Source organism: Microcoleus sp. S13_C3, from assembly GCF_036700905.1.
Taxonomy (GTDB): Bacteria; Cyanobacteriota; Cyanobacteriia; order Cyanobacteriales; family Microcoleaceae; genus Microcoleus.
Map to the genome: position 1 here is coordinate 1 of NZ_JAUBPT010000087.1, position 21,973 is coordinate 21,973.

Below are 21,973 nucleotides of genomic sequence, written 5' to 3' on the forward strand. Positions count from 1 at the left end.
TCATCTTTATTTGACGATTTTACTAGCTTTTTCATTTTAACTCTTTTTTGACACATTCGCAAAAGTGAGATGCACCCCCCCGCCACTTTCGTAACTCAGACCAATCTTTCTAATAAGTTTAGCTGAGTTTTCATCTCGATCCAAAGATTCCCCACATTGACAGCAATGCCACCGCTGCGATAATTCTTTCGGGACTTTGCTGAGGCAGTTCCAGCAATGTTGAGAAGTTCCCTTCGGATCAACAAACAAAACGCTTTTACCTAATTTCCAGGCGACATATTTTAGGACGCTAGCGAATTGCCCGTGAGCAGCATCAAGCATTGATTTATTCAAGCCACTCTTAGCTGATTGACCGTTGGGCAAATAAACCCAATTACCATTCTCAATATCAGTCTTGGGTTTGACACGTCTAGTCAGATTTTTGACACTCAAGTCTTCAACAACTAAAACATCACATTTGCCGAAGAGCTGCTGTGCCGTTTTAAATTGAAAATCTAATCTAGCTCTAGCTACAAACTGATGGAGTCTGGAAACCTTGTCCTTGATAATCTTCCAAGGCTTAGAACCCTTGACTTTTTTAGCTAATTTCGCTTGAAGCCTTGCTAACTTTTGGGCCGATTTTCTCAAGAATCTAGGATTTTCAACTCTTTCGCCATTGGAAAGATAGACGTAATTAGTTATTCCTAAATCTATACCAACAGTATTTTCTTCAGTCGGCTGAATTTCTGCAACCGTTACGGGAACCGTCTTATCTTCTAGCGTCAGGGAAATATACCACCCATCCGCTTCTCTAATAACGCTCCCCGTCTTAACCTTGAACCTTGTTGGTATTGGACGATGAAAAACCATAGGTACTTGACCTATCTTTGCGAGGCTAATGCAAATCCTATTTTGCTCATCCTTGACAATATCTAAGTTGTCTAATTGAGGATAAGTGAAAGATTTGTAGTAGTGAAACCCTTTGAACTTGGGCTTGCCTCTACGATTGCCATTTTTGTCCGGCGTGGTGAAATTTGAAAAGGAAGTTTCCACCCTGTTGACGACATCTTGCAAGACCTGTGAATCCAACACTTTATAATCAGGGAATAACTTTTTTGTGTTTTTGAGGTCAGCCAGTTGTATCGTCTGCCACTGTACATATCCGCATTCAATGTTCGATAAAACGTCGCCTTTCTTAGTCAAAGGATTGCCTGATTCATCCTTTTTTCTACCATTTCTAGTTTGTACTCTCGTCAAAGGAATGTTTTGATAAATCTCTTCAACAGGGACTATCGAAACAATCAATGGACAGGCGTTGACGGGCGTTCTCGTGGCTGACCACCACCTAAATCTTTCGCCAAGTCGGTAGTTGTACTGCCGACGACAGAGTTCTAAATTAGCCACGATTGTTGCTAATTGGGCTTTTGTGGGTTTGAGGCGGTATTTGTATGTTAGTTGCATTGGAAACTTCTTTTTTCGACCTACTTCAATGTACCAGTTTTTCAATTTAATGTTTAGAAAGTACATCAAAGTTAAAGATACTTGCAATGTCTAATTGTCGGTTTCCGTACCTACACCCGACGAGCCTTTCATCACGATCGGTAATTCATTCGGGGTACTTCGCGTAGCGCTCAGATGTGTCCCCTCTGAATATACCGAGGGACTTCCCGGCTGGTAGTTAATTAAAACTGTTGAGCCCCTCTTCTCTCTTCCTTCTCTCCCTTACCTCCGTTACAACGTTACAAAATCCGTGGACTTCCTTTCCACTTCCTTCTTATACCAGTTTTTCAAAAAAATGCAACTATATACCAGCTTCAAAAGCTTGTTTTGTCAGGCATTTCAAAATCTCAAATCTCAAATCTCAAATCTTATTACTTCGCGTTACTAATAGGAATTTTTACCAAAAATTCCGTGCCTCCGCCCGGAGGCTGAGAAATTTTGATGCTGCCGCCGTGTCCATCCACTACAATTTTGTAGCTGATTGCTAACCCCAAACCAGTACCTTTGCCCACCGGTTTAGTAGTAAAAAATGGGTTAAAAATTTGGTCTTTAACGCTGTCGGGAATGCCGGGGCCGTTGTCGGCGATCGCCACTTTCAGAAATTTCCCCCCATGTTCGCGAACTACTCCCGTAGAAATAGTAATAATTTTATCCAGGCGATCGATCTCGTTCAAGGCATCGAGCGCATTGCTCAGCAAGTTCATAAACACCTGATTGAGCTGAGAGGGATAGCATTCGACTGAAGGCACTTTTCCGTATTTCTTAACTATATAAATTCTATTTTTGATGCGATTGGAGAGCAACAGCAAGGTATTTTCTATACCTTCGTGAATGTCCGCCAGCTTTTTGTCAGATTCATCCAGGCGAGAAAAGTTTCGCAAAGAAAGAACTATGCTGCGAATGCGTTCGCTTCCTATTTTCATAGAATTCAATATATGCGGCAAATCCTCCTCGATAAATTCTAACTCGATTTCTTCGGTAAAATCTGCGATTTCCTGGGGAACCTCTGGGAAGGCTTGTTTGTATAAACTCACCAACTCTAATAAATCTTTAGTATATTTGCTGGTGTGAGGCAAATTAGCCGAAATGAAGTTAACGGGGTTGTTGATTTCGTGCGCTATTCCAGCCACCATTTGACCTAGGGATGACATTTTTTCGCTCTGCACTAAATGAGTTTGAGTTTTTTTCAGTTCATTTAAGGCACTATTAAGCAGTTTTACTTGGTCTTGGGTTTGACTGTAAAGGTGAGCTTGAGTAATTGCGATCGCCAATTGGTCTGCTACAGCTTTTAACAGTTGGATTTCCTCCCGGCTCCAAAGCCAATGAGTAGCGTGGCTACAAATTAAATAACCCTGCGGCTGGTTCTGAGTCTGGACAGGTACGGCTAAATAGCTATTAGCTTTAAGTTCCGGCGGTTGAGTTACACCCTTCGCCCAAGTGTCGCTCGAAAGAATAATTGGTTCGCCTTGACCACTCCGTACTAACACATTTTCGAGAAAGTAAGACTCAAACTTTATGGCTTGTGTCGGAAAATCAGATGGGCAACATTCCCACAGGATTTGTAACCTTTTTTCTTGCGGTTTGTACCAACCAAAAGCCGCCCGTTCTAGGTGCAGCAAACTTACTATTTCTTCGACTGTACTTTGCACAATTTTGTCTAATTCCAGGGAAGCGCGAATGCGTCCAGCAATCCGGTTGAGCATGGCTTCTCGCTCCGCTTGAGCGCGATTGTTTTCGGAGGAGTAAATTAGCCAAATTGCTGCTAGCATTGCCGGGATGAGCAGTCCGGCGACTACGGATGTCAGCAAATTTAATGCTTGCAGTTGGGATTCAATATTTTCGCGGGGAATTACTAAAGCCATCGACCAGTTAACTTCCTTGAGGGGAGCATAGGCCACATACACCCATTTGTTATCTATTTTTACCAGTTCGATGTTCGTCTGGCGGTCGATCATCTGCCGCGCAATTGTGGAGAGTGCGGGGTCTTTTGACTGTAAAAAGCTTGGGGCCTCCCGGTCGATATTTCCGATTAAGTTATTGTTGGGATGAACAATTGGCACTCCTTGTGAATTGAGCGCAAAAGCATAACTGTCGGAACCGTACAGCAAGCTGTTAGCGACAGATGTTACTCGGTCTAATTTAATGCTGCCCGATAGGACTCCAATTACTTGATTGGGAGCGGGGGGTAAAGCCCAAATAGGAGCTGAAATAATAATCGTAGAAACTTTTGTACTGCGGCCGATCAGCGGGTCGGAAACGTTGAGCTGCCCGGCCATTGCTTTTTGAAAGTGTTGGCGGTCTTTGCTGTTCGCACGGTTGCCTAAAGTGTTGATAAATGAGCCGTCGGGTTGAGTTAATGACAGGATGAAATACTCTTTTAATCTGTATATTTCTCCTTGTAACCGGGGTTCGACTAATTGCCAATTGAGAGTGCCAACCGTAGGATCGTAAGCAATGGTTTCTATTTCTGCTTTGCGACTGCTTAGCCAGCGGTCGATTTCGTCAGTGCCTTTTTCTAGTTTTAATAGTGCTATTTGCTTTAAATTGTCGAGGATTAGCCCGCGCACAAAAAAATAGCTGATGCAAGCAGTTGTGCTAATGGTTAAAGCGGTGGTGGCCAGAATTAGCAGGGTCAGCAAATGGCGGCGCTGCCGTCTGTGCTGCCAAAGACTGTGCGCTTGCTGCCACTGCGATTGAGCCGAATTGCTGATGTTTTCCCAAAATTGGCGCAGCTTTTTTGCTTGGTGTGGCGGCGGCGCAGACACAGATCCGGCTTGATTTGCTGGGTTTTGCATCATCAAATGTTCTCTCCGAATCAAATTCTTCAAACGGTATTGGTCATTCGGCAGAATTAATATCAGCCAAGTCGTGAAGCCAGTTTCAGAAAAATAATGCAACTGTAGGCGGGTGATCTCAACCCTGGTAGGCATCAGTCATTCCCAATCTCAAATCTCAAATCTCAAATTTAAAATGGTATGACTTGCATTCCTGACTGCAAACAATTCTTTTTCCGATCGCACACTCGCCTTCTATTTTGGCATCAGCTTTATATTTTGACCTTCGGTTTACCTAATTGAGGTAACTGCTTTACGATATCTTTAATCTCTATCTCGTTTGTATAACAAAATAATTATAAATAACACAGAGAAAACACGGAGTTTTTTAAATTAGCAATGTATTATAATGTATGAGCAAAACCCTCTTGACAAATTTACAAATTTGCGCTGGGGTGTCAAGGGGAAATTTTTTCGTCTAAAGCTTTTTTAGCCAAGCGGGTTGCATAAACGGTGAGGGCGATCGTTGCTAGTAAACCAATCCCGTAGAGAGCCCACTCAGCAGCAGTGCGCGATCGCCCTTGCGATCCGAGTGCAGCCAAACTCCCAGCCAGGGAACCGATATAAACATACATGACAGTTCCGGGAATCATGCCGATCCAAGATGCCAAAAAATAGTCTTTTAGAGATACCTGCGTGACTCCAAAAGCATAGTTAAGCAAATTAAACGGAAAAATGGGAGAAAGTCGCGTCAGCAGCACAATTTTCCATCCTTCAGAGGCAACTGCGGAGTCGATCGCCTTAAATTTTTGATTGCCCTCTATCTGTTTGGAAACCCAGTCGCGAGTTAAATACCGCCCTACCAAAAAAGCGCAAGTTGCGCCTAAAACCGAGCCGATGGAAACACAAACCGAACCGCCAACGACTCCAAACAAAACGCCAGAACCGAGAGTCAGCAAAGAACCGGGGATAAATAGAACCGTTGCGACAATGTAAATTAGAATAAAAGCTGCCGGGCCCCACGGGCCGAGACTAGCGATCGACTCCAGGGCATTTTTCAGAATTCCTTGGAAGTTAAAAAACCTGGTCGCTGCAATTAAAGCCACAGCTAAACCAATCCCTAAAATCAGCTTCCACCTGTTGGATGGCGGCGGATTTTCATCGGGCGATCGCGAATCATTCATTACCTAAACTCCCCAGTCTAAATTGCATACACCGTCGTTTCCAGGGTAGGGACACTCCAAAAGCCCAAAGCGTGTCAACTTAAGCTGTTAGCCCGCCAAGTCCATCCGCCCACCCGCCAGTCCGCCAGGGGTTGAAACCCCTGTCTAATAGCGAAAGTCCTTGCTATGAGGACTAATAACTTCTTCAGTCCTCTTTTAGAGGACTTTAGCTTTGAGGCAGGGGTTTCAACCCCTGCCGGACTATGGGTTCTACCTTAACTTGACACCTATGGGCTCTTGGAGTGTCCCTACTGTATTGCTCAAATCAAAGTACCGCCACAGCTAGAACCGCTACCCGCCGTACATCCATAACAATAAGCAGCCGTTTGCACCTCTTGAATCACCTCTAAACTGCCAGATTTGAGCAATTTAGCAGTATTTATCTTTTCCCCGCTGCCAGTTTTCGCCGGCAGATTTTCCATTTGGTTAAAATCGCAGTCGTAGACATTGCCCAAATAGTCGATCGACAATTCGTTGCGGCACATTAAATGTTCCAGAGTACCGGGGTTAAAATTATCCTCCAAAAACGCCAGATAAGGCTTGTGCAGTTTCTTATGTTCCAAATGAAACTTAGTTCGTCCCACCGGCAAATTAGTAATCGCGAACAATTGATTAAAACAAATCCCAAAATATTCGGCTAAATAAACCTTGTAATCTTGCTCTAACTTGCCTTGTTCCGGTGTTAGCGAAAACTTATCTGTTGCCGGCACTTGTGGATTGTACACCAAATCCAGAGTTAAATTTGGGTTTTTCCCGTATCCCAACTGATTTAGCTTTTGCAGCGCCCGAATCGAACTGTCAAAAACACCGTTGCCGCGCATTTTGTCCACATTATCAGCTTGGTAGCAGGGAAGCGACGCCACAATTCTGAGTTGGTGTTGCGCGCAATATTCGGGAATATCTTCAAAACCTTTTTCAAAGTAAATCGTCAAATTAGAACGAACAATTACCTCTTTACCTGCCGCCCTGGCAGCTTCCGCTAGCGGTTTAAAACCGTAAAGCATTTCGGGAGCACCGCCTGTGAGGTCAACAGTTTGAATTTGAGGAAAGCGGCGAATTATTTCAATTAATTGGTCGCAAATTTCCGGGGAAAGTTCTTCTGTTCGTGTCGGGCTAGCTTCTACGTGGCAGTGAGTGCAAGCGAGGTTGCAGCGTTTGCCGAGATTAATTTGTAAAACTGTAATCTGCTTTTTAGTTAAAGCTGAGTGAATTTTGTTTTTGAAAGGCGTGACTGCTGTCTGAATCATGTGCTAACCTTTTGGTCTCTGCTCGCAACGAATGTAGAGGCGTTCCGGGGGAACGCCTCTCATAATTTAGCACTAATTCTTTGGATGCGACAGATCCAAATTTTAACGGGTCGCTACAAAGTTAATTGAAACTCACATCTTGCACCCTTATTGAAAACAGGCAAGATGCCTGTTCCACAGGAGAGAAATTTTGTTGTGGAACAGGCATCTTGCCTGTTCAGAAAAGGCTTATTGACAATACTGCAAGAGCTGAGTTAAAACCGACAAGGCAAGAATTATCATTTTGAGACTAATCTTACTTTAGAGAGTCCACTAATTGTTCAACTCGTGCTTTAATTTCATCTCGAACGCGGTGAAAAGTTTCGATGGGTTGTCCGTCGGGATCGTCGAGTTGCCAATCTTCAAACACTTCTCGCAAAACCCACGCTTCGGGTAAATTAACGCCGCAGCCGCACAGAGAAATTACGGCGTCGTAGTCTTCTGCATTGAATTCGTTTAATGGGTTGGATGTTTGATCTGTGATGTCAATGCCGATTTCTGACATGACTTGAATTGCTGTCGGATGAACTCTGCTTGATTCTAACCCGGAACTGGTGACACCAATCTTGCCGGCTCCGATGGTTTTAGCGAATCCTTCTGCCATTTGCGATCGGCAGGAGTTTCTTTTGCAAACAAACATTACTTTTTTCATGGTTTTTGTTGGTGATTGGTTGTGGGTAAATTGTATGACTAGGCTAGACAGATCCGGGCGTCTTACGTCTAAAAAATCGCTTCTCAAACCACAGTGCCAGGTTAACTAAACTAATCAGCACAGGAACTTCTACTAAGGGCCCAATCACCGCAGCAAAGGCAGCACCGGAGTTAATACCAAACACGGCAATGGTGACAGCAATGGCTAATTCAAAGTTATTGCTAGCAGCAGTGAAAGCTAAACTTGCTGATTTCCCATAGTCAGCTTTTATTTTCCATGCCATGTAGAAAGTTTCTAAGAACATTAGCACAAAGTAGAGCAGCAACGGAATCGCTATCCGCACCACATCCCTGGGAATCTGAACAATTAAATTTCCCTTTAAGCTAAACATGACTACGATGGTAAACAAAAGAGAAATCAGTGTAAGTGGACTGATTTTAGGAATGAACTCGCTGTGATACCAGCGCTTTCCTTTGGCTTTTATCAAGGCGATGCGAGTCAAAAAGCCTGCCAGAAAGGGAATTCCTAAATAAATTAAAACAGTTTGGGCAATATCTCCAATTCCTATGTTAACAACGCTGCCTTTTAAGCCAAATAATGGCGGTAAAACTGTGAGAAAAAACCAGGCATAAACGCTGTAAAATAAAACTTGAAAAATACTGTTGAATGCCACAAGTCCGGCTGTATATTCCGTATCTCCTTTGGCTAACTCGCTCCAGACAATTACCATCGCAATACAGGGGGCTATTCCAATCATGATTAAGCCAGCCATATATTCAGGGTAATCATGTAGAAAAGTGATGGCTAACACAAACATTAAAATCGGGCCTATTACCCAGTTTTGCAATAACGAGAGACCTAGAATCCTAGGATTGCGAAATATATCCCCTAACTCTTCATATCGCACCTTGGCAAGGGGTGGATACATCATCAGAATTAAGCCAATGGCAATCGGGATGTTAGTTGTTCCAACTTGAAATTGGTTGATAAATCTTTCGATACCTGGGATGAAAACTCCCAAGGCAACGCCGATGACCATTGCCAGAAAAATCCATAAGGTTAGGTAACGGTCTAAAAATGAAAGTTGTTTTAAAATGGTTGAATTTTTCATCAGTTATTTTGGATACCTCCTAGGGATATGCCAACTTTAGATAGTCTTAGCAGAGTTAACCTCAAGGGCGCGATTTGCGACGGCGATCGTCTCTTTAGCGGCTTGTTCCTTGCGTTCGCTGTAGCGATCGGTCAAATAGTCGGTTTGCTCCCGCAACAGCAAGGTAAACTTGTACAGTTCCTCCATTACGTCGATCGCGCGATCGCGATAAGGCGAATCCTTCATCGTCCCATCTTCATTAAATTCCTGATAAGCCTTAGCAACCGAAGACTGATTCGGAATCGTAAACATCCGCATCCAGCGACCCAAAATTCTCAAAGTATTGACAGCATTAAAAGACTGCGAACCGCCGCTGACTTGCATCACCGCCAATGTTCGACCTTGAGTCGGTCTGACAGCCCCAATACTTAAAGGAATCCAGTCAATTTGATTTTTCATAATGCCAGTAATATTGCCGTGCATTTCTGGACTCGACCACACTTGACCCTCCGACCACAGGCTCAATTCCCGTAATTCTTGAACCTTCGGATGCGTATCGGGAACGCTACCATAAATCGGCAGTTCGAGAGGATTAAAGAACCTAACCTCTGCACCGAAATCCTCAATAATTCTCGCCGCTTCTTCCGCCAACAAGCGGCTGTAAGAACGCTCTCTTAACGAGCCGTATAAAAACAAAATTCTCGGTTTGTGCGTAAAATTAGCCATGATGCTTTTAATTAAATTCCCGAAATCCGTTAGATATTTCCCGATAAACTACGACTGCTAATTGTGCTCCCCAAATAGGAGCCACCCAGTAAACCCAGTGGTGTTCCCAAATGCCGCCAACTAAAGCCGGGCCTAGAGAGCGTGCCGGATTCATACTAGCTCCGGTAATCGGCCCCATAAATGCAGCTTCTAACCCTACAGTTAACCCAATTGCTATCCCGGCAAAGCCGATGTGAGCGCGTCTATCAAGTCCTGAACCGAGGATAACAAACATTAAGATAAAGGTCAAAACAGTTTCTAAAATTAGAGACTGCAACCAGTTACCATTGAGAGGGATAGTTCCACCGAGATTTGCTACTTTTCCTAAAGTAATTAGCAGCACTTTAGAAGCTGCTATTGCACCCGCACACTGCCCTAAAACGTAAGGCAAAACTTTGTATTTTGGGAAAAAACCGCTCGCCCAAAACCCTAAAGTTACGGCCGGATTAAAGTGTGCACCGCTGATGTGTCCTAGGGCGTAAATCATCGCAGTTACTACTGCCCCAAATACAAAACTGATGCCTAAATGAGTTACGGAACCAGCGCTAGTTTTGTTAACCATCACCGCACCGGTGCCTGCAAAAACCAAAATAAATGTACCGAGAAATTCGGCGATCGCCTCTCGCCTGCAATCGGGCCGAGCACAACCTAACCTATGACCTGTTGCATCCATCGCTCTCAACTAATTGGTTCCATCCTATCATATCAATAAAAATTGATATGTCAATCCTCAAAATAGCCATATCAGTATTTGAGTGATTAAGAAATGTTGATGGGTTAACCCGCGTCGGAACAGGGGCGCGCCGGCAGGATCTGGCTGAAGCGGCGGTATTCGGCGAGGTACTGTTCGAGGGCGACAAACTGAGCTAAATTGAGGCTGTAGTAAATCCAGCGGCCTTCTTGGCGGCTGCGGACTAAACTGGCTTCTTTTAGGGTTTTGAGGTGGAAAGAGAGTTTAGGCTGAGGGACAGAAAGCCGATCGCACAATTCGCACACGCACAACTCCTGTTCCCGCAGCAACTCCAAAATCTGAATCCGCAGGGGGTCAGAAAGAGCGTGAAAGCCAGCAGCAATCAATTTATCTGCAACAGGAGGTGCGATCGGAGAATTTTTAACCATAAATTACCCTTAAATTTTTATTCAAAAACTCCCGGCGCGATTTCTTATTTTTACCGTTAGATTTGATCGGGTTATCCTTTGATGACAATCCCAAATCAACTGCGAACTCATTCTCTTCTCTTCTAGGACTAACGATTAATTCTCTTACCGATGCAACACCCAGTAAGCGCCGCCGCTGATTGCAGCGGCAATTGGCAAGGTCAACATCCATGATAGTAGAATCTGATAGAAAACGCGCACATTAGCTTTTTTTGAAATCAATCCTACACCAAAGATTGAACCTACCGAAACATGGGTAGTAGAAACTGGAAGTCCATAGCGACTGGCAGCAATAACTAAAAATCCCGTCACTAAGTTTGCCACAAGTCCTTGACCGGTATTCATTGCTGTAAGCTTTTTGCTCATTGTTTCGGCCACTTTTCTAGCATTCAACAAACCGCCGAGCGCCATTCCCAAAGCTACTGCTAAACTTCCCCAGTGAACTGATATTGATTGACCCACTAACATGAGCGAAACAATTTTAGGAGTATCGTTCAATCCTCTGGCAAAACTGACAATTCCCGCACTCATAAAATGGCAAACATCCACTAACTTTTGGCTGGGAATTTGTAAGAAATTTCCCAAATACCTTTGCGTGCATTTATCTAGAGAATCGACCGCGACATCAGCGGTTGTGATGCACTTCAGTATGTTAATTGCATCGGGCTGGGGAATGGGAATAATCTGTTGAATTTGACCAGCGCAAATACACCATTCTTTCTGAATTCCTAAATAAACTCGCAGGTAGCGAGACAGCGCATAAATTAAAGCTCCTAATAGAATCGCAATCATGGGACTCAGCAACAAAGGCATTAGAAAACTTTTCTGCAATGCTGTAAAATTAACTTGATTACCAATTGCTACTAAACCTGCACCGACAAGCGCACCTGTAAGACCGTGAGTTGTGGAAATAGGGAATCCAGTTAAGGTAGCAAGAATAACGGTTAAACCCGCAGCGATCGCGACTGCCAAATGAAAATCTGTGCCATTGGCGATCTCGTCTGGAACTAGCCCTTTTCCCGAAAAGCTTTTTACCAGGGTTGCTGCTAGAAAAATAGAAAATACTGAACCGGCAAAAGTTGTGATCGTTGCCCAACCAATTGCTGTTTTATAGTTTGTCGTCTGACTGCCAAACAGTGTCGCTACGCCTTTAAAATTATCATTAGCACCATTGCAGTATGCTAAAAAAAAGGTGGCGATAAATAGCCCAATAATTAACATTCTCTTACTCAGAATAAGTATGGTTTATTTGAAACAGTTTTTGGTCGGGGCCCCTACAGCACCGAATTTGATTGTATAGACACAGTTGCCTCAAATAAAATAATGAAAATATTAAGATTTCTTGGGAAGGCGAGCGATCGCGTCTTAATTTCGCGCCACATGAGCACGAGATTGAACGATACTATAATTAAGGCTCGGCGATCGCTTCCGGTACGCTCAAGCAACCGATTCACTTCGGAGTCTGTACCCGCGCCGGCACATCAGTGAGTCCGGCCTTTTGCATCAGCGAAATCACCCCTATAGATAGAATTCCCCCAATAATTGCCCCGACAACTACCAGGATGATAAAGACTTTTTGCAGAGTTTTTTTAGTTGCCGGGTGGTACTGTCTCGGCAATGCTTCACCTTGCTCGTCAACTTCTTGCTCCAAGGGGTCTAGCGGATTGGAGGGATTTGAGTTAAAGGGATTGGGCGCTTGATTCATGGCTGGCTTTGGTTAAAGGAGATCAACAACTATTTTAACTTGCGATATGCCCTTGCAGGTTAAATAATACATTCCGGTTTTACTCAAGACTCTATAAACTTTATTAAGATACCGAGAATTTTACCAACATTATTAATAAAATATTCGCTGGTGTCAATCTCGATCGCAATTCCTTCTAACTTGAAAAATTTCCAAATACTACCAGTTGTGACAACTCCATAAATTGTCTGAATGTCATTTTCTTGACGCTGGTTAAATATTTGTGCTGCGATCGTTTCTGCCATGCACTGTCCTAAGCCGGATTGGATGTTGTCATTTTTGGCTTCAACCAAGGCGATAACTGGGGATTCAATGACTAGCTGTTCCGGCGATCGGCTAATTAGAAAATCGCAATAACCGCTCAAACCCCTAGCAGCGTCTACATTGAATTCTCGACCGGAAAATAAACTCATCCGTTGCGGCAGCAGTTTTTTAATCTCAACTAATATTGGCGCGACAATTAGCTCGGAGCGAGCTTTCTCGGAATTAATTTCTAGTGCTAAAGGCAGATTAAATTGCAAAGTTTCTTGCAAAAAACTGCTTGGTTCTATTTCGGGAATGTCAGCAAACAAGCCCATCTTGCTCGAAAAGACGATGCCGAAATTTGCCTTAATTTGTTCTATGCTAAATTGACTGTAGGGCATTTAACTGCCTCTCCCGAAAAATTAAGTGTTTTTAAGAAGCTAACATTATATCACTTGAGGCGCTAAAATTTGAAGCGGGGGTATTTATATACTTGCCTGCTTGTCCAATGCTTTCTGTGAAAGATAACTACTATGACGTTACGCGAACTTCAAGACCGAGCACTGAGGTTGTCTGCCGAGGAGCGATGGCAGTTGATCGATGCCTTGATGCGATCGCTCCAACCGAAACCCCGATCGAAAGTGAAACCGAAGGGTTTAGCCGCTAGTTTAATTGGCATTGCGAAAACGGACGCGCCACCACCTACAGATGCAGAAGTAAAGGCAATGTTGGATGAGCGGTTAGTGCAAAAGTATCTGTAATGAAAGTTTTATTTGATACCAATGTTTTACTGGATGCAATGCTGGCACGCGAACCTTTCGTAGCGGATGCTGCTTTTTTACTGAATGCAGTTGAATCGGGGCGAGTTGAAGGGTTTATGTCGGCGACAACGGTTACGGATGTGCATTATTTGGTGGGACGACAAACCAAGAGTTCTGAAGCTGCGATTGCCGCAGTAACTCGACTTTTGGCATTGATGGAAATTTGTGCGGTGGATCGAGATGTTCTGGAGCAAGCGATTGCGCCCTTGATTGCCGGATTTTGAAGATGCGGTGCAGATAGCGTGTGCCATCGAGTTAGAGTTAGAGGCGATCGTTACTCGGGATGTGAATGGATTCGCAGGGTCGCCGATTCCCGTTTTGTCACCTCAAGAACTGAGAAATCGGTCGCTCTAGCAGAGGGCTGAATAAATTAGGCTAGAGGTGTTTCATTCCCGGCTTCAAAGCCCGGAAATGAAACACTTACAAAAAAAGTATCGGTATCTGTTATCCTTCTGCTTTTGACAGGCGATCGAGAGAAATTGTTGCCGCCTTAGATACTTGAGAATTACTATCTTTTTCTAAGTATTTCAAAGCCGAAACGCTCTTAACACTCGGCAAATTGCCCAAAGCTTCAGCCAGCCTCTGGCGGATCAGCCAATCTTCCGACTGAGCAAAGTTGAGGATGCGATCGATCGCCCCAATTTCCTTAATTTCCCCCAAAGCCGAAATTGCCGCCTGTTGGATCACCACTTGATCGCTGTCGAGAGCTTTCAGCAGCACATCGCGGGCCCGGGGATCTTTGAGATTTCCCAGAGAAACAGCAGCGCTGAAGCGCACCAGCCATTGAGTATCTTCGTAAAAAGCCCGCACCAAAGCATCAAAAGCTCTGATATCTTCGAGATAGCCCAGAGCACCCGCCGCGTCAGCGCGAATGCCGTAATCCGGGTCTGTTTCTAGCAATTTGACTAGAATAGGATAGCACTCTGCTGTCGGTTTGACCCCAAGAGCAAACACAGCCATCGATCGCACTTGCAAACTTTCGTCATTCAACACCTTTTTAATCAAAGGCACCGCCTCTGCAGCAGGCACATTCCGCAAGTTGGCCAAAGCCACCATTCGATCGGCGGAATTTTGGCTTTCTAACTTGGCTGCAATTTGCTCTAAGCTTAAAGTTGTCATTATGGATAAATCTTGTAGTAAAACTTTACATTCGGGTTATTTTGATTATAGGGGAGTCTCAGGGGAAAAGCAGGCCGTAAAAACCGCCCTGCGTATTTGAGATGAATGAGATTGCGGATTATTTCCATTAATCTGAAGCTCAGATTAATGGAAATAATCAATTAGAAAGTCTATTATTTAAGTCGCAAGCACAGGCGAGGTGTTACACTATATCGGATAATCCCTAGACTTTATTGTACAGTGCTTAACAAAGCAACAAAAAACTTTTCGTTTCTCCCACAAAAAATTATGATTGTCGTTGAAAGGCATTACATAGACCGGCAGCATCAGTTTTTTAAACAGTTTGATGACTTATCTTTCCTGTCCAAAAATCTCTACAATCATGGTAACTATTACATGAGGCAACACTTTTTTAACTTTGGGTCAAAAGTTGGCGCTGCCAGGAGTCTAAAACAGTTATATGCCATCCTAAAACCCACAGCCGACTATAAATCTTTACCTGCTAAAATTAGCAATCAATTTCTCAAACAAGTTATTCACGATTGGGAGGCTTGGAAAAAGTCAATAAAGGCTTATTACCGAGATATCCATCAATTTTTACCCTCCCCCCGAATTCCCAAATACAAACATAAAACCTGTGGACGTAACTTGTTAATTTATGATAACCAATCGATAGGACAAAGGGGAAAAAATAAAAATAATGGGCTACTTCATTTATCTCAAAGTGACATAATAATTGCTACAAAAGCCCAAGATGTCATAGAGGTAAGGATAGTTCCTGCCACAGCGATCTACGTTTTTGAGGTTGTTTATGAAAAGCCTGTAACGTTGGTCGATTTAAACCCCCAACTCATAGCAGGTAGAGATTTAGGGATTGATAACCTCGTCGCTTTAGCATCAAATAAGCCAACATTTACTCCAACTCTCTATGATGGAAAACATCTCAAATCAATCAATCAAGGTTTCAATAAGCGCCGAGCATTTTTACAGTCAAAACTTGAGAAAGGGAAATATACCACACCTCACATCCAGCAAATCATATTTAAGCGAAACAAGCGAGTTGAAAACTATCTTCATCAAACCAGCAGTTTGATAGTCAAGCGGTTGGTGGACGCTCAAAGGGGGCAGTTAGTTATTGGCAAAAATGTGGGGTGGAAACAAAATTTACAATTAGGAAAAAAAACGAATCACACGTTTGTAGCAATTCCTCACGCCAAGCTCATAGAAATGATTACTTACAAAGCTGAGTTAGTGGGGATAAAGGTAACAGTTACAGAAGAATATTATACAAGTAAGTGCAGCTTTTTGGATTTAGAGCCTGTCGGTAAGCAAGAGTCTTACCAGGGTAAGAGAGTTAAACGTGGGTTGTTTCGGTCGGGGAATGAAACGCTGATTAATGCTGATGTGAATGCAGCATTAATTATGATTAGAAAAGTAAACGGAAACTCACCCTTTGAGGAGTGCAGCAACCGTATAGAGGTGTTTGCAGTTTCACCTGTACGGGTTTCACCTGTACGAAAAGAGTCACAAAAAATCCGGTAATGTCAAGTATTGCCCGGTTTTTTGTGAACTGTTTCTGCCGTTCCCTAAGGCTTTGCCCGATCGTTAGCCGCCCTCTGACAACCTGCAATCCACTATGCCGTTCTACCACCCACCCTTTTACTCCTCAGCCTTAGAACAAGCGATCGATCGCTACCCCCTCACTGCCGCGCCAGAAACTTCCTTAGCAGTGGCGATCGCCCTGATGAGTCAGTTGCAAAACAGTTGTCCCCTAGTCAAAACACCTGTACCCTCAGACCGGGGGGCGATGACCGAAACATCCACGCCGGAAAAGGTGCGGGCCCGCTGCGTGTTCGTCGTGCAGAACCAGCAGACTATTACTACAGGCAACTTATCCGACAACCCCAGTCGCGGGCTGTTAATCGGCATATTAACTCCCGCCGACTTAGTGAGGCTGATAGCTTCTGGCACAATAGACAACCAGCACAAAGTAGCCCTGCACAAAATACCAATTTCCGAAGTGATGTCCCCGGTGTCGGTCTCCCTCACAGAATCCGATGACCAAGACGTGTTTACCGCCTTATCCTTATTTCGCCAGCACAAGATTCGCTATTTGCCGATCGTCAATCAATTTCGGCACTTAGTAGGAGTGCTGACGCGGGAAAGAATTCGCCAAGTATTGCAACCTTCAAACATTCTTAAATTGCGGCGGGTAGCAGAATTAATGACTACGCCAATTACAGCGCCCCACACCGCCTCGCTGCTGACCATAACCGAACTGATGTCAGAGCATCAAGTCAGTTGCGTAGTGATTACAAAAAACAAAGAATTAACAATGGAGAAGCCCAAAGATGACTATACCTCCATTTTTCACTATTCCTTTCACCAACCCCTGGGAATTATTACCGAATATGACATTGTGCAGGCACAGTTTCTCGAACTCAATTTCAAGCAAACCCTAGCTCCAAAAGTCATGAGAACTCCCCTGCAATTTCTTCAACCTTCCGATTCCCTATGGACAGCGCACAAAGAAATGCAGCAGCAACAAGTGCAGCGGTTGGTCGTGTGCGGGGGGCGCGGAGAACTGTTGGGAATTATTACTCAGACCAGCTTGCTCAGAGTCCTCGACCCCACCGAAATGTACCGAGTTGTCAAACAGTTGCAGCAGTCGGTTTATCAATTGCAAGCCGAAAAAGTGGAACTGTTGCAAAGCCGCAACGCCAAACTAGAACAGCAGGTGCGGGAACGGACTGCAAAACTCCATGAACAATTGCAGCGCGATCGGCTGTTAACTCACATTTCCTTGCGGATTCACCAATCCTTAAACCTCGAAGAAATTCTCAACGCCAGCGTCGATGAAGTCCGCCAAGTTTTGCAAGCTGACCGAGTAGCAATCTTGCATTTAGAGCCCAGTAATTACGGCATTGTAGTGGCCGAATCCGTTGCCGAAAATTGGCCTTCAATCTTGGGAGAAATCATGCCGCCTAATATTTGGCAAGAATCTGCTTCCGTGGTCGAACAGGAAATTTATGCGGTTCCGGATCTCGACCAAGCCTGTTTGATCGCCGAAAAATATGCGCGGTTCCAGCAAGCGCAAATCAAAGCTTATTTGATTGTACCAATTTTGCAAGACGGCAATTTGTGGGGGATGATGTGTGTTCATCAGTGTTCCAAATCCCGTCAGTGGCAGCCTTCGGAAGTGGATTTGCTGCTGCAACTGGCAACTCAAATCGCGATCGCCATTCAGCAAGCCCAACTCTATCAGCAAGTCCAAAATCTCAACACCGACCTCGAACGCCAAGTCCAAGAACGCACCGCCGAATTGCAGCAAAAAGTTCACGAACTCCAGCATTTAAACGTCCTCAAGGATGAATTTCTCAGCACAGTTTCTCACGAACTGCGGACGCCTTTAGCTAATATAAAAATGGCTATTCATATGCTGCGAATTTCTCCCACACCAGAGCGGCGCCAGATTTATCTAGAAATTTTAGAAACAGAATGTACTAGAGAAACAGATTTGATTAATGCTTTGCTAGATTTGCAGCGGCTCGAAGCTGCAACTTGTCCGATCGACCTCGAACCAGTAAACTTAGAAATCTGGCTGCCTACTATTATCGACCCGTTTTACACCCGGGCCCACGACCGCCACCAGGATTTGCGAGTAGAGTGCGATCGCCACCTCCCCACGATCAGTTCCAACCGCGCTAGTTTGGGACGAATTTTAGCCGAGCTCCTCAACAATGCCTGCAAATATACTGCCAATAACGGCGAAATTTTTCTGAAAGTTGAGTGCAAAAACGGAGACTGGGAACAAGGAGGACAAAGGACAAATTCGCGACAAGCAAGTGCTGTGGCTTCAGAAATCCAATTTACACTCAGCAATCAATCGTCCATTTCCAGAGAGGAATTGCCTCGAATTTTTGAGAAATTTTATCGAGTTCCCAACGCCGATCCTTGGAAACAAGGAGGTACAGGTTTGGGTTTAGCTTTGGTTCAAAAACTTGTCGAACAGTTGCAGGGAAAAATTGAGGTTGATAGCAGCAATGGCTGGACTAATTTTATCGTCACATTTCCTACCAACCCGGATGGAAATTAGTCCGCCATCAGTCAATTTGAGATTTGAGATTTGAGATTTGAGACTTGGGCCTAAGAGGTTCGGCAAGCGCGAGCTTCAAGTCGCGCTGAGTCGAACGATTTTAGATTTTCGATTTACTCCACAGACGAATCTGGGAGATTGAACAAGAGTCTAAAATTTTGGGAGTTCCATGAATGCTGTCGGGGGTTTGTATCGATTTTTTGGGGTCATCTTTGTTGGGTATCACTCTTTTTTGGGAGCTAGTTTGCGGATACGAGACGGTGCTGGTGTCAAATTCAAATATTCATTTTTATCTTCAATAACTGATGATCTCGATGCTGCTGAATACTTCTTGCGTTTAGGGGCATGATTCGCAACTGTGCCCAAGCATGGTATGCCAAAATTTTCTAATTGACTGAAAACTTTTTTGACTACAGAAAAGGGAACCTGGTGAAGTGCTACAACCATGAGTATGCCATCGGTGCGCGCCGCTAAAAAATTCGTATCTTTACTGTCCGCCAGTGGCGGCGTATCGTAAATAACTAAGTCAAATTTTGCCTGAAGTTCTTCCATTAAATACTGCATCTGAGATGATGCCAGCCGTCTGGCAGTACCAGGCTCCGGGAGACCGGCAGTTAATACAAAAAGATTATCTGCTAGATGCGATCGTTGGATAATTTCATTGCATTCGTTTTTATTGTCGAGCAAGTTGCTCAATCCCTTGACATTAGGGAGTTCCAACAGCAAGTGCAGGCTGGGCGAATGGAAATTTGCGTCTACTAACAGCACTCGCTGACCCGCCAGCGCTGCCACGTGAGCTAAGTTTAAAGCAACCGTAGATTTGCCTTCGCCAACTGTAGCCGAACCAATTGCCAAAGAGCTAATCGTTCGATTTGAAGAAAGAAAGCGGATATTAGTATAAAGAGAGTCAAAAGCTTCTATAAATTCCGCAGCCTTTTTCTTATTACCCTCTTTTCCTTCCAGATAAGCATAGGCATTAGCAATAGAAGGCTGCAATTTTCTAGCATTTTTGTCAAGAGGAATTGCTCCCAGTAAAGGCGCTTCAACCGCATCTTTAACGTCCTCAGCACAGTAGAAAATATTGCGGAACTTTTCAATGAGGATAGCAGCTCCAAGACCCAAAACTAGCGCCCCAACAACTGCCATCACCAATTTGTTTTTAGCTTTCGTGGCAACTGGAATCAGGTTGCCATTAGGATCTTGCGGTATCCGTGGTTCAGAAATTATTTCCCAAGGTACTTGGCTTTGAGCTGCTTGGACGCGCAGAGTTTCCCGCTGGCTTAAAAGTTGATCGCGGGTGCGGGCGGCTACTTCTAATTGCTGTTGCAGTTCGTTGTAGCGACGGGCTATGGTGGGGAATTGTGTTGCTTGTCGGTTTAAATTGTTTTTAGTTTGGCTGATTGCCTGACGGCGAGCTTCTAAGACTTCAACTTGGTTAGCAGTATCAACCAATTGTTTAATCAAGCCTATGCGAATAGAATTTTGAAAATTCTGAACTTTAGAATTGGCTTGAGTGCCTACTAAATTTTGCCCCAAAATTCGATCAGTTTGCTGGTTGAGCAAAGCTACTAAATTTGCCCGCTTGCGCTCTAAAGCTTCCACTATAGGGTTAGCAGATTTAAAACGAGCTGTTTCTACAGCAATCTGACCTTCTACTTCCTTAACCTTGGTCAGCAACTCTTTATATTGAGGTTCTTCGCTTAAAGCGGAAGCGGCAATAGCTTCATTTGGTGTAAAATCTAATTGTTTTTGCAAGTTAGCGTACAGCGTTTTCTGTTCTTGCAGTAGCCTTTGAGTTTCTAACTCTAAAGTTTCTACGGTACGAACTTGCTGCATTAATTGCGCGCCTTGTTCTTGAGGATTGGTAATCTTTTGCTGCTCCTGTATCACCTGTAACTCCGATTTCAGCTTGTTTACGCGCTTATTGAGTCCCGGAAGCTGGTCTTCAATAAATTTAACACCTTCACCAATGCGAGTCTTGCGTTCGTCAAGGCTGTACTTTAAGTATTTCTTTTTAGTTTCTTGTAAAACGAACTCAACTAATTTAGGATCAGTCCCCATGAAGCGAACTTCCAAAATTTTAGTCATCGTCATCTCATTTTCTCCGACGCGCACAATGGCTAATCCTTTTTGAATAAGTTCCTCGGTAACTTCTGGATATCGTTTTTGGACTTGTTTAACAATAGCCCCCATCATCTGAGGACTCTGGAGAATTTGAAGTTGAGTTGCGTAGTCCAAACTAAAAAAATCTCGATTAGGCACTCCCCCCCCCTCGCCGCGATTGGCTAGGGCAGAGGGGTCAGCAATTCTGGCCTCCGTTGTCACGGGTTCCACTAGCAGCCGAAAATCGCCTTGATATGTTTTCTTGCCTCCCTTAATCTGATAAACAGCTCCAACGCCTACTATACCTATAATCCCAATAATGATTAGGGCTTGTCGCTGAAAAGTCCTCAACAACGGCTTTAGATTCAATCCTTTCTGAGGCTGCGCGCTTAACTCTTCTCCCTCGTCAACGGAAAATTGCTGTACCTGTCGGCTCTGATTGCTAATGGGTACGATATGAGCGTCCTGTTCTCTTTCCATGTTGACCTCTTGGATATTTTGGGGGTAAAATCAGCTTTCTTCTGCGAGCCTTCGGGTTGATACTTTGAGCATTGGCTTAAGGATATCACACGAAATTATTGGTTGGTCTAGCCCACTTCCTTGTAATAGTTCTCACTACTTTCACATAGTATACAAAAATAACTAAATCCCTATGCTATGCCGACGGCAAAAGTTCTTTTACAACTTCTGGAGAGTTATATCAGACTGCATTGGGGGTCTGCTGGCTTGTGCCTGTATTTGGGGTTTCCGGGCGACGAAGCAAACTTTTTCAGGTGTCGCTCAGCTTCGCGACAGGGGGCGCAATAACTTTACCAAACTTTTACAATTGACCGTAATACCTCAGCCGCTGCTTGCGCTGGTATTGGTTTGTCCTCTATGCCATTTTTCGGTTCAGAGTCAACGGCCGAAGCACTTGTTAACTTACGCGCTAACTGACCGGCTAAACAATTTTGCATTTCCCATGTAGATATAATTAGCCACATTCAGCAGATTTTTTGGAACGGCAACTAATCCAATCAATTTCCGACCAAAATCTGTTTCTTCTTTTAATTATAAACTTTTTGAGGAGCTGGATGACTGATTAAGTATATAGACTTAGTGAACGTCATAATTATATCACAAACTACTCTCTATAGTGCGCGACAGACATAAAATTTAATAATTTGTGTTCTTAAGCTCGATCGACATCTCGAACAACTCAAGCATTCGGGGTTTTTCTACCGGGGCGGATGGCGGGGCGCGATTTATGTATTTTCGTAAAAAAAACTAGGTTTCTGGGTTCCGGGGCTATTACTAAAACTATCGCTTTGATTCGTCTTCCGAGCAAGCTATAGCAATCCTTTAGGTAAACGCGCAACGGGCTTTTTTTGGGAATTAACCGATGCCATAAGACGATGACACATTGTTAAAGAAAAAAACA

At 44.0% G+C, this 21,973-nt stretch carries 18 protein-coding genes; 4 read left to right on the plus strand and 14 right to left on the minus strand.

Annotation, left to right across the window (positions count from 1 at the left end; translation table 11 throughout):
- Nucleotides 1-36: 36 nt before the first annotated feature.
- The 12 genes from QUA16_RS22055 to QUA16_RS22110 form a co-directional block, all read right to left on the minus strand.
- Nucleotides 37-1,440 carry a transposase gene (locus QUA16_RS22055; protein ID WP_333105740.1) on the minus strand — a complete coding sequence of 468 codons (1,404 nt, stop codon included), beginning with the start codon at nucleotides 1,438-1,440 and terminating at the stop codon, nucleotides 37-39.
- Nucleotides 1,441-1,850: 410 nt separating this feature from the next.
- The gene (locus QUA16_RS22060; protein WP_333105738.1) at nucleotides 1,851-4,409 is read right to left on the minus strand and encodes an ATP-binding protein; all 2,559 of its coding nucleotides are present in this window, start codon (nucleotides 4,407-4,409) and stop codon (nucleotides 1,851-1,853) included.
- A 302-nt stretch (nucleotides 4,410-4,711) separates the two neighbouring features.
- Nucleotides 4,712-5,437, minus strand: coding sequence for a TVP38/TMEM64 family protein (locus QUA16_RS22065; RefSeq protein WP_333105737.1), 726 nt, complete (start codon nucleotides 5,435-5,437; stop codon nucleotides 4,712-4,714).
- A gap of 299 nt (nucleotides 5,438-5,736) precedes the next feature.
- Nucleotides 5,737-6,723: an arsenosugar biosynthesis radical SAM (seleno)protein ArsS gene (gene arsS, locus QUA16_RS22070; RefSeq protein WP_333105736.1), complete on the minus strand. Its 987-nt coding sequence runs from the start codon at nucleotides 6,721-6,723 to the stop codon at nucleotides 5,737-5,739.
- A gap of 295 nt (nucleotides 6,724-7,018) precedes the next feature.
- Nucleotides 7,019-7,414: an arsenate reductase, glutathione/glutaredoxin type gene (gene arsC, locus QUA16_RS22075; protein ID WP_333105735.1), complete on the minus strand. Its 396-nt coding sequence runs from the start codon at nucleotides 7,412-7,414 to the stop codon at nucleotides 7,019-7,021.
- Between the two features lie 43 nt (nucleotides 7,415-7,457).
- Entirely contained in the window at nucleotides 7,458-8,525 is a 1,068-nt protein-coding gene (gene arsB / locus QUA16_RS22080) for an ACR3 family arsenite efflux transporter (RefSeq protein ID WP_333105734.1), read from the minus strand.
- Nucleotides 8,526-8,561: 36 nt separating this feature from the next.
- Nucleotides 8,562-9,230, minus strand: a complete 669-nt coding sequence (gene arsH / locus QUA16_RS22085; RefSeq protein ID WP_333105733.1) for an arsenical resistance protein ArsH — start codon at nucleotides 9,228-9,230, stop codon at nucleotides 8,562-8,564.
- Nucleotides 9,231-9,237: 7 nt separating this feature from the next.
- Nucleotides 9,238-9,942, minus strand: a complete 705-nt coding sequence (locus QUA16_RS22090; RefSeq protein WP_333105732.1) for an MIP/aquaporin family protein — start codon at nucleotides 9,940-9,942, stop codon at nucleotides 9,238-9,240.
- Nucleotides 9,943-10,046: 104 nt separating this feature from the next.
- Nucleotides 10,047-10,388, minus strand: a complete 342-nt coding sequence (locus QUA16_RS22095) for a metalloregulator ArsR/SmtB family transcription factor (RefSeq protein WP_333105730.1) — start codon at nucleotides 10,386-10,388, stop codon at nucleotides 10,047-10,049.
- A 144-nt stretch (nucleotides 10,389-10,532) separates the two neighbouring features.
- Nucleotides 10,533-11,648: an inorganic phosphate transporter gene (locus tag QUA16_RS22100; RefSeq protein ID WP_333105729.1), complete on the minus strand. Its 1,116-nt coding sequence runs from the start codon at nucleotides 11,646-11,648 to the stop codon at nucleotides 10,533-10,535.
- Nucleotides 11,649-11,877: 229 nt separating this feature from the next.
- Nucleotides 11,878-12,132 carry a hypothetical protein gene (locus QUA16_RS22105; protein ID WP_333105728.1) on the minus strand — a complete coding sequence of 85 codons (255 nt, stop codon included), beginning with the start codon at nucleotides 12,130-12,132 and terminating at the stop codon, nucleotides 11,878-11,880.
- An 83-nt stretch (nucleotides 12,133-12,215) separates the two neighbouring features.
- Nucleotides 12,216-12,815 (minus strand): hypothetical protein, encoded by a 600-nt coding sequence (locus QUA16_RS22110; protein WP_333105727.1) that lies wholly within the window; start codon nucleotides 12,813-12,815, stop codon nucleotides 12,216-12,218.
- A 132-nt stretch (nucleotides 12,816-12,947) separates the two neighbouring features.
- Here QUA16_RS22110 and QUA16_RS22115 point away from each other — a divergent pair, with 132 nt between their 5' ends.
- Both QUA16_RS22115 and QUA16_RS22120 read left to right on the plus strand, forming a co-directional pair.
- Entirely contained in the window at nucleotides 12,948-13,175 is a 228-nt protein-coding gene (locus tag QUA16_RS22115; RefSeq protein ID WP_106146537.1) for a hypothetical protein, read from the plus strand.
- The gene (locus tag QUA16_RS22120; protein ID WP_333105725.1) at nucleotides 13,175-13,459 is read left to right on the plus strand and encodes a PIN domain-containing protein; all 285 of its coding nucleotides are present in this window, start codon (nucleotides 13,175-13,177) and stop codon (nucleotides 13,457-13,459) included. Before QUA16_RS22115 ends, QUA16_RS22120 begins: the two co-directional genes overlap by 1 nt.
- Nucleotides 13,460-13,679: 220 nt before the next feature.
- Here QUA16_RS22120 and QUA16_RS22125 read toward each other — a convergent pair whose 3' ends face one another.
- Complete coding sequence (locus QUA16_RS22125; RefSeq protein ID WP_333105724.1) at nucleotides 13,680-14,354, minus strand: HEAT repeat domain-containing protein; 675 nt, start codon at nucleotides 14,352-14,354, stop codon at nucleotides 13,680-13,682.
- 288 nt (nucleotides 14,355-14,642) lie between these two features.
- Between QUA16_RS22125 and QUA16_RS22130 the strand changes: the two genes are divergently transcribed.
- Both QUA16_RS22130 and QUA16_RS22135 read left to right on the plus strand, forming a co-directional pair.
- On the plus strand, nucleotides 14,643-15,896 hold the full coding sequence (locus QUA16_RS22130) for a transposase (RefSeq protein ID WP_333105723.1): 1,254 nt from the start codon (nucleotides 14,643-14,645) through the stop codon (nucleotides 15,894-15,896).
- Between the two features lie 94 nt (nucleotides 15,897-15,990).
- Nucleotides 15,991-18,450, plus strand: coding sequence for a CBS domain-containing protein (locus tag QUA16_RS22135; protein ID WP_333105722.1), 2,460 nt, complete (start codon nucleotides 15,991-15,993; stop codon nucleotides 18,448-18,450).
- Between the two features lie 222 nt (nucleotides 18,451-18,672).
- On the opposite strand, the gene QUA16_RS22140 is transcribed toward QUA16_RS22135, so the two are convergent.
- The gene (locus tag QUA16_RS22140; protein WP_333105720.1) at nucleotides 18,673-21,033 is read right to left on the minus strand and encodes a polysaccharide biosynthesis tyrosine autokinase; all 2,361 of its coding nucleotides are present in this window, start codon (nucleotides 21,031-21,033) and stop codon (nucleotides 18,673-18,675) included.
- Nucleotides 21,034-21,973: the final 940 nt, after the last annotated feature.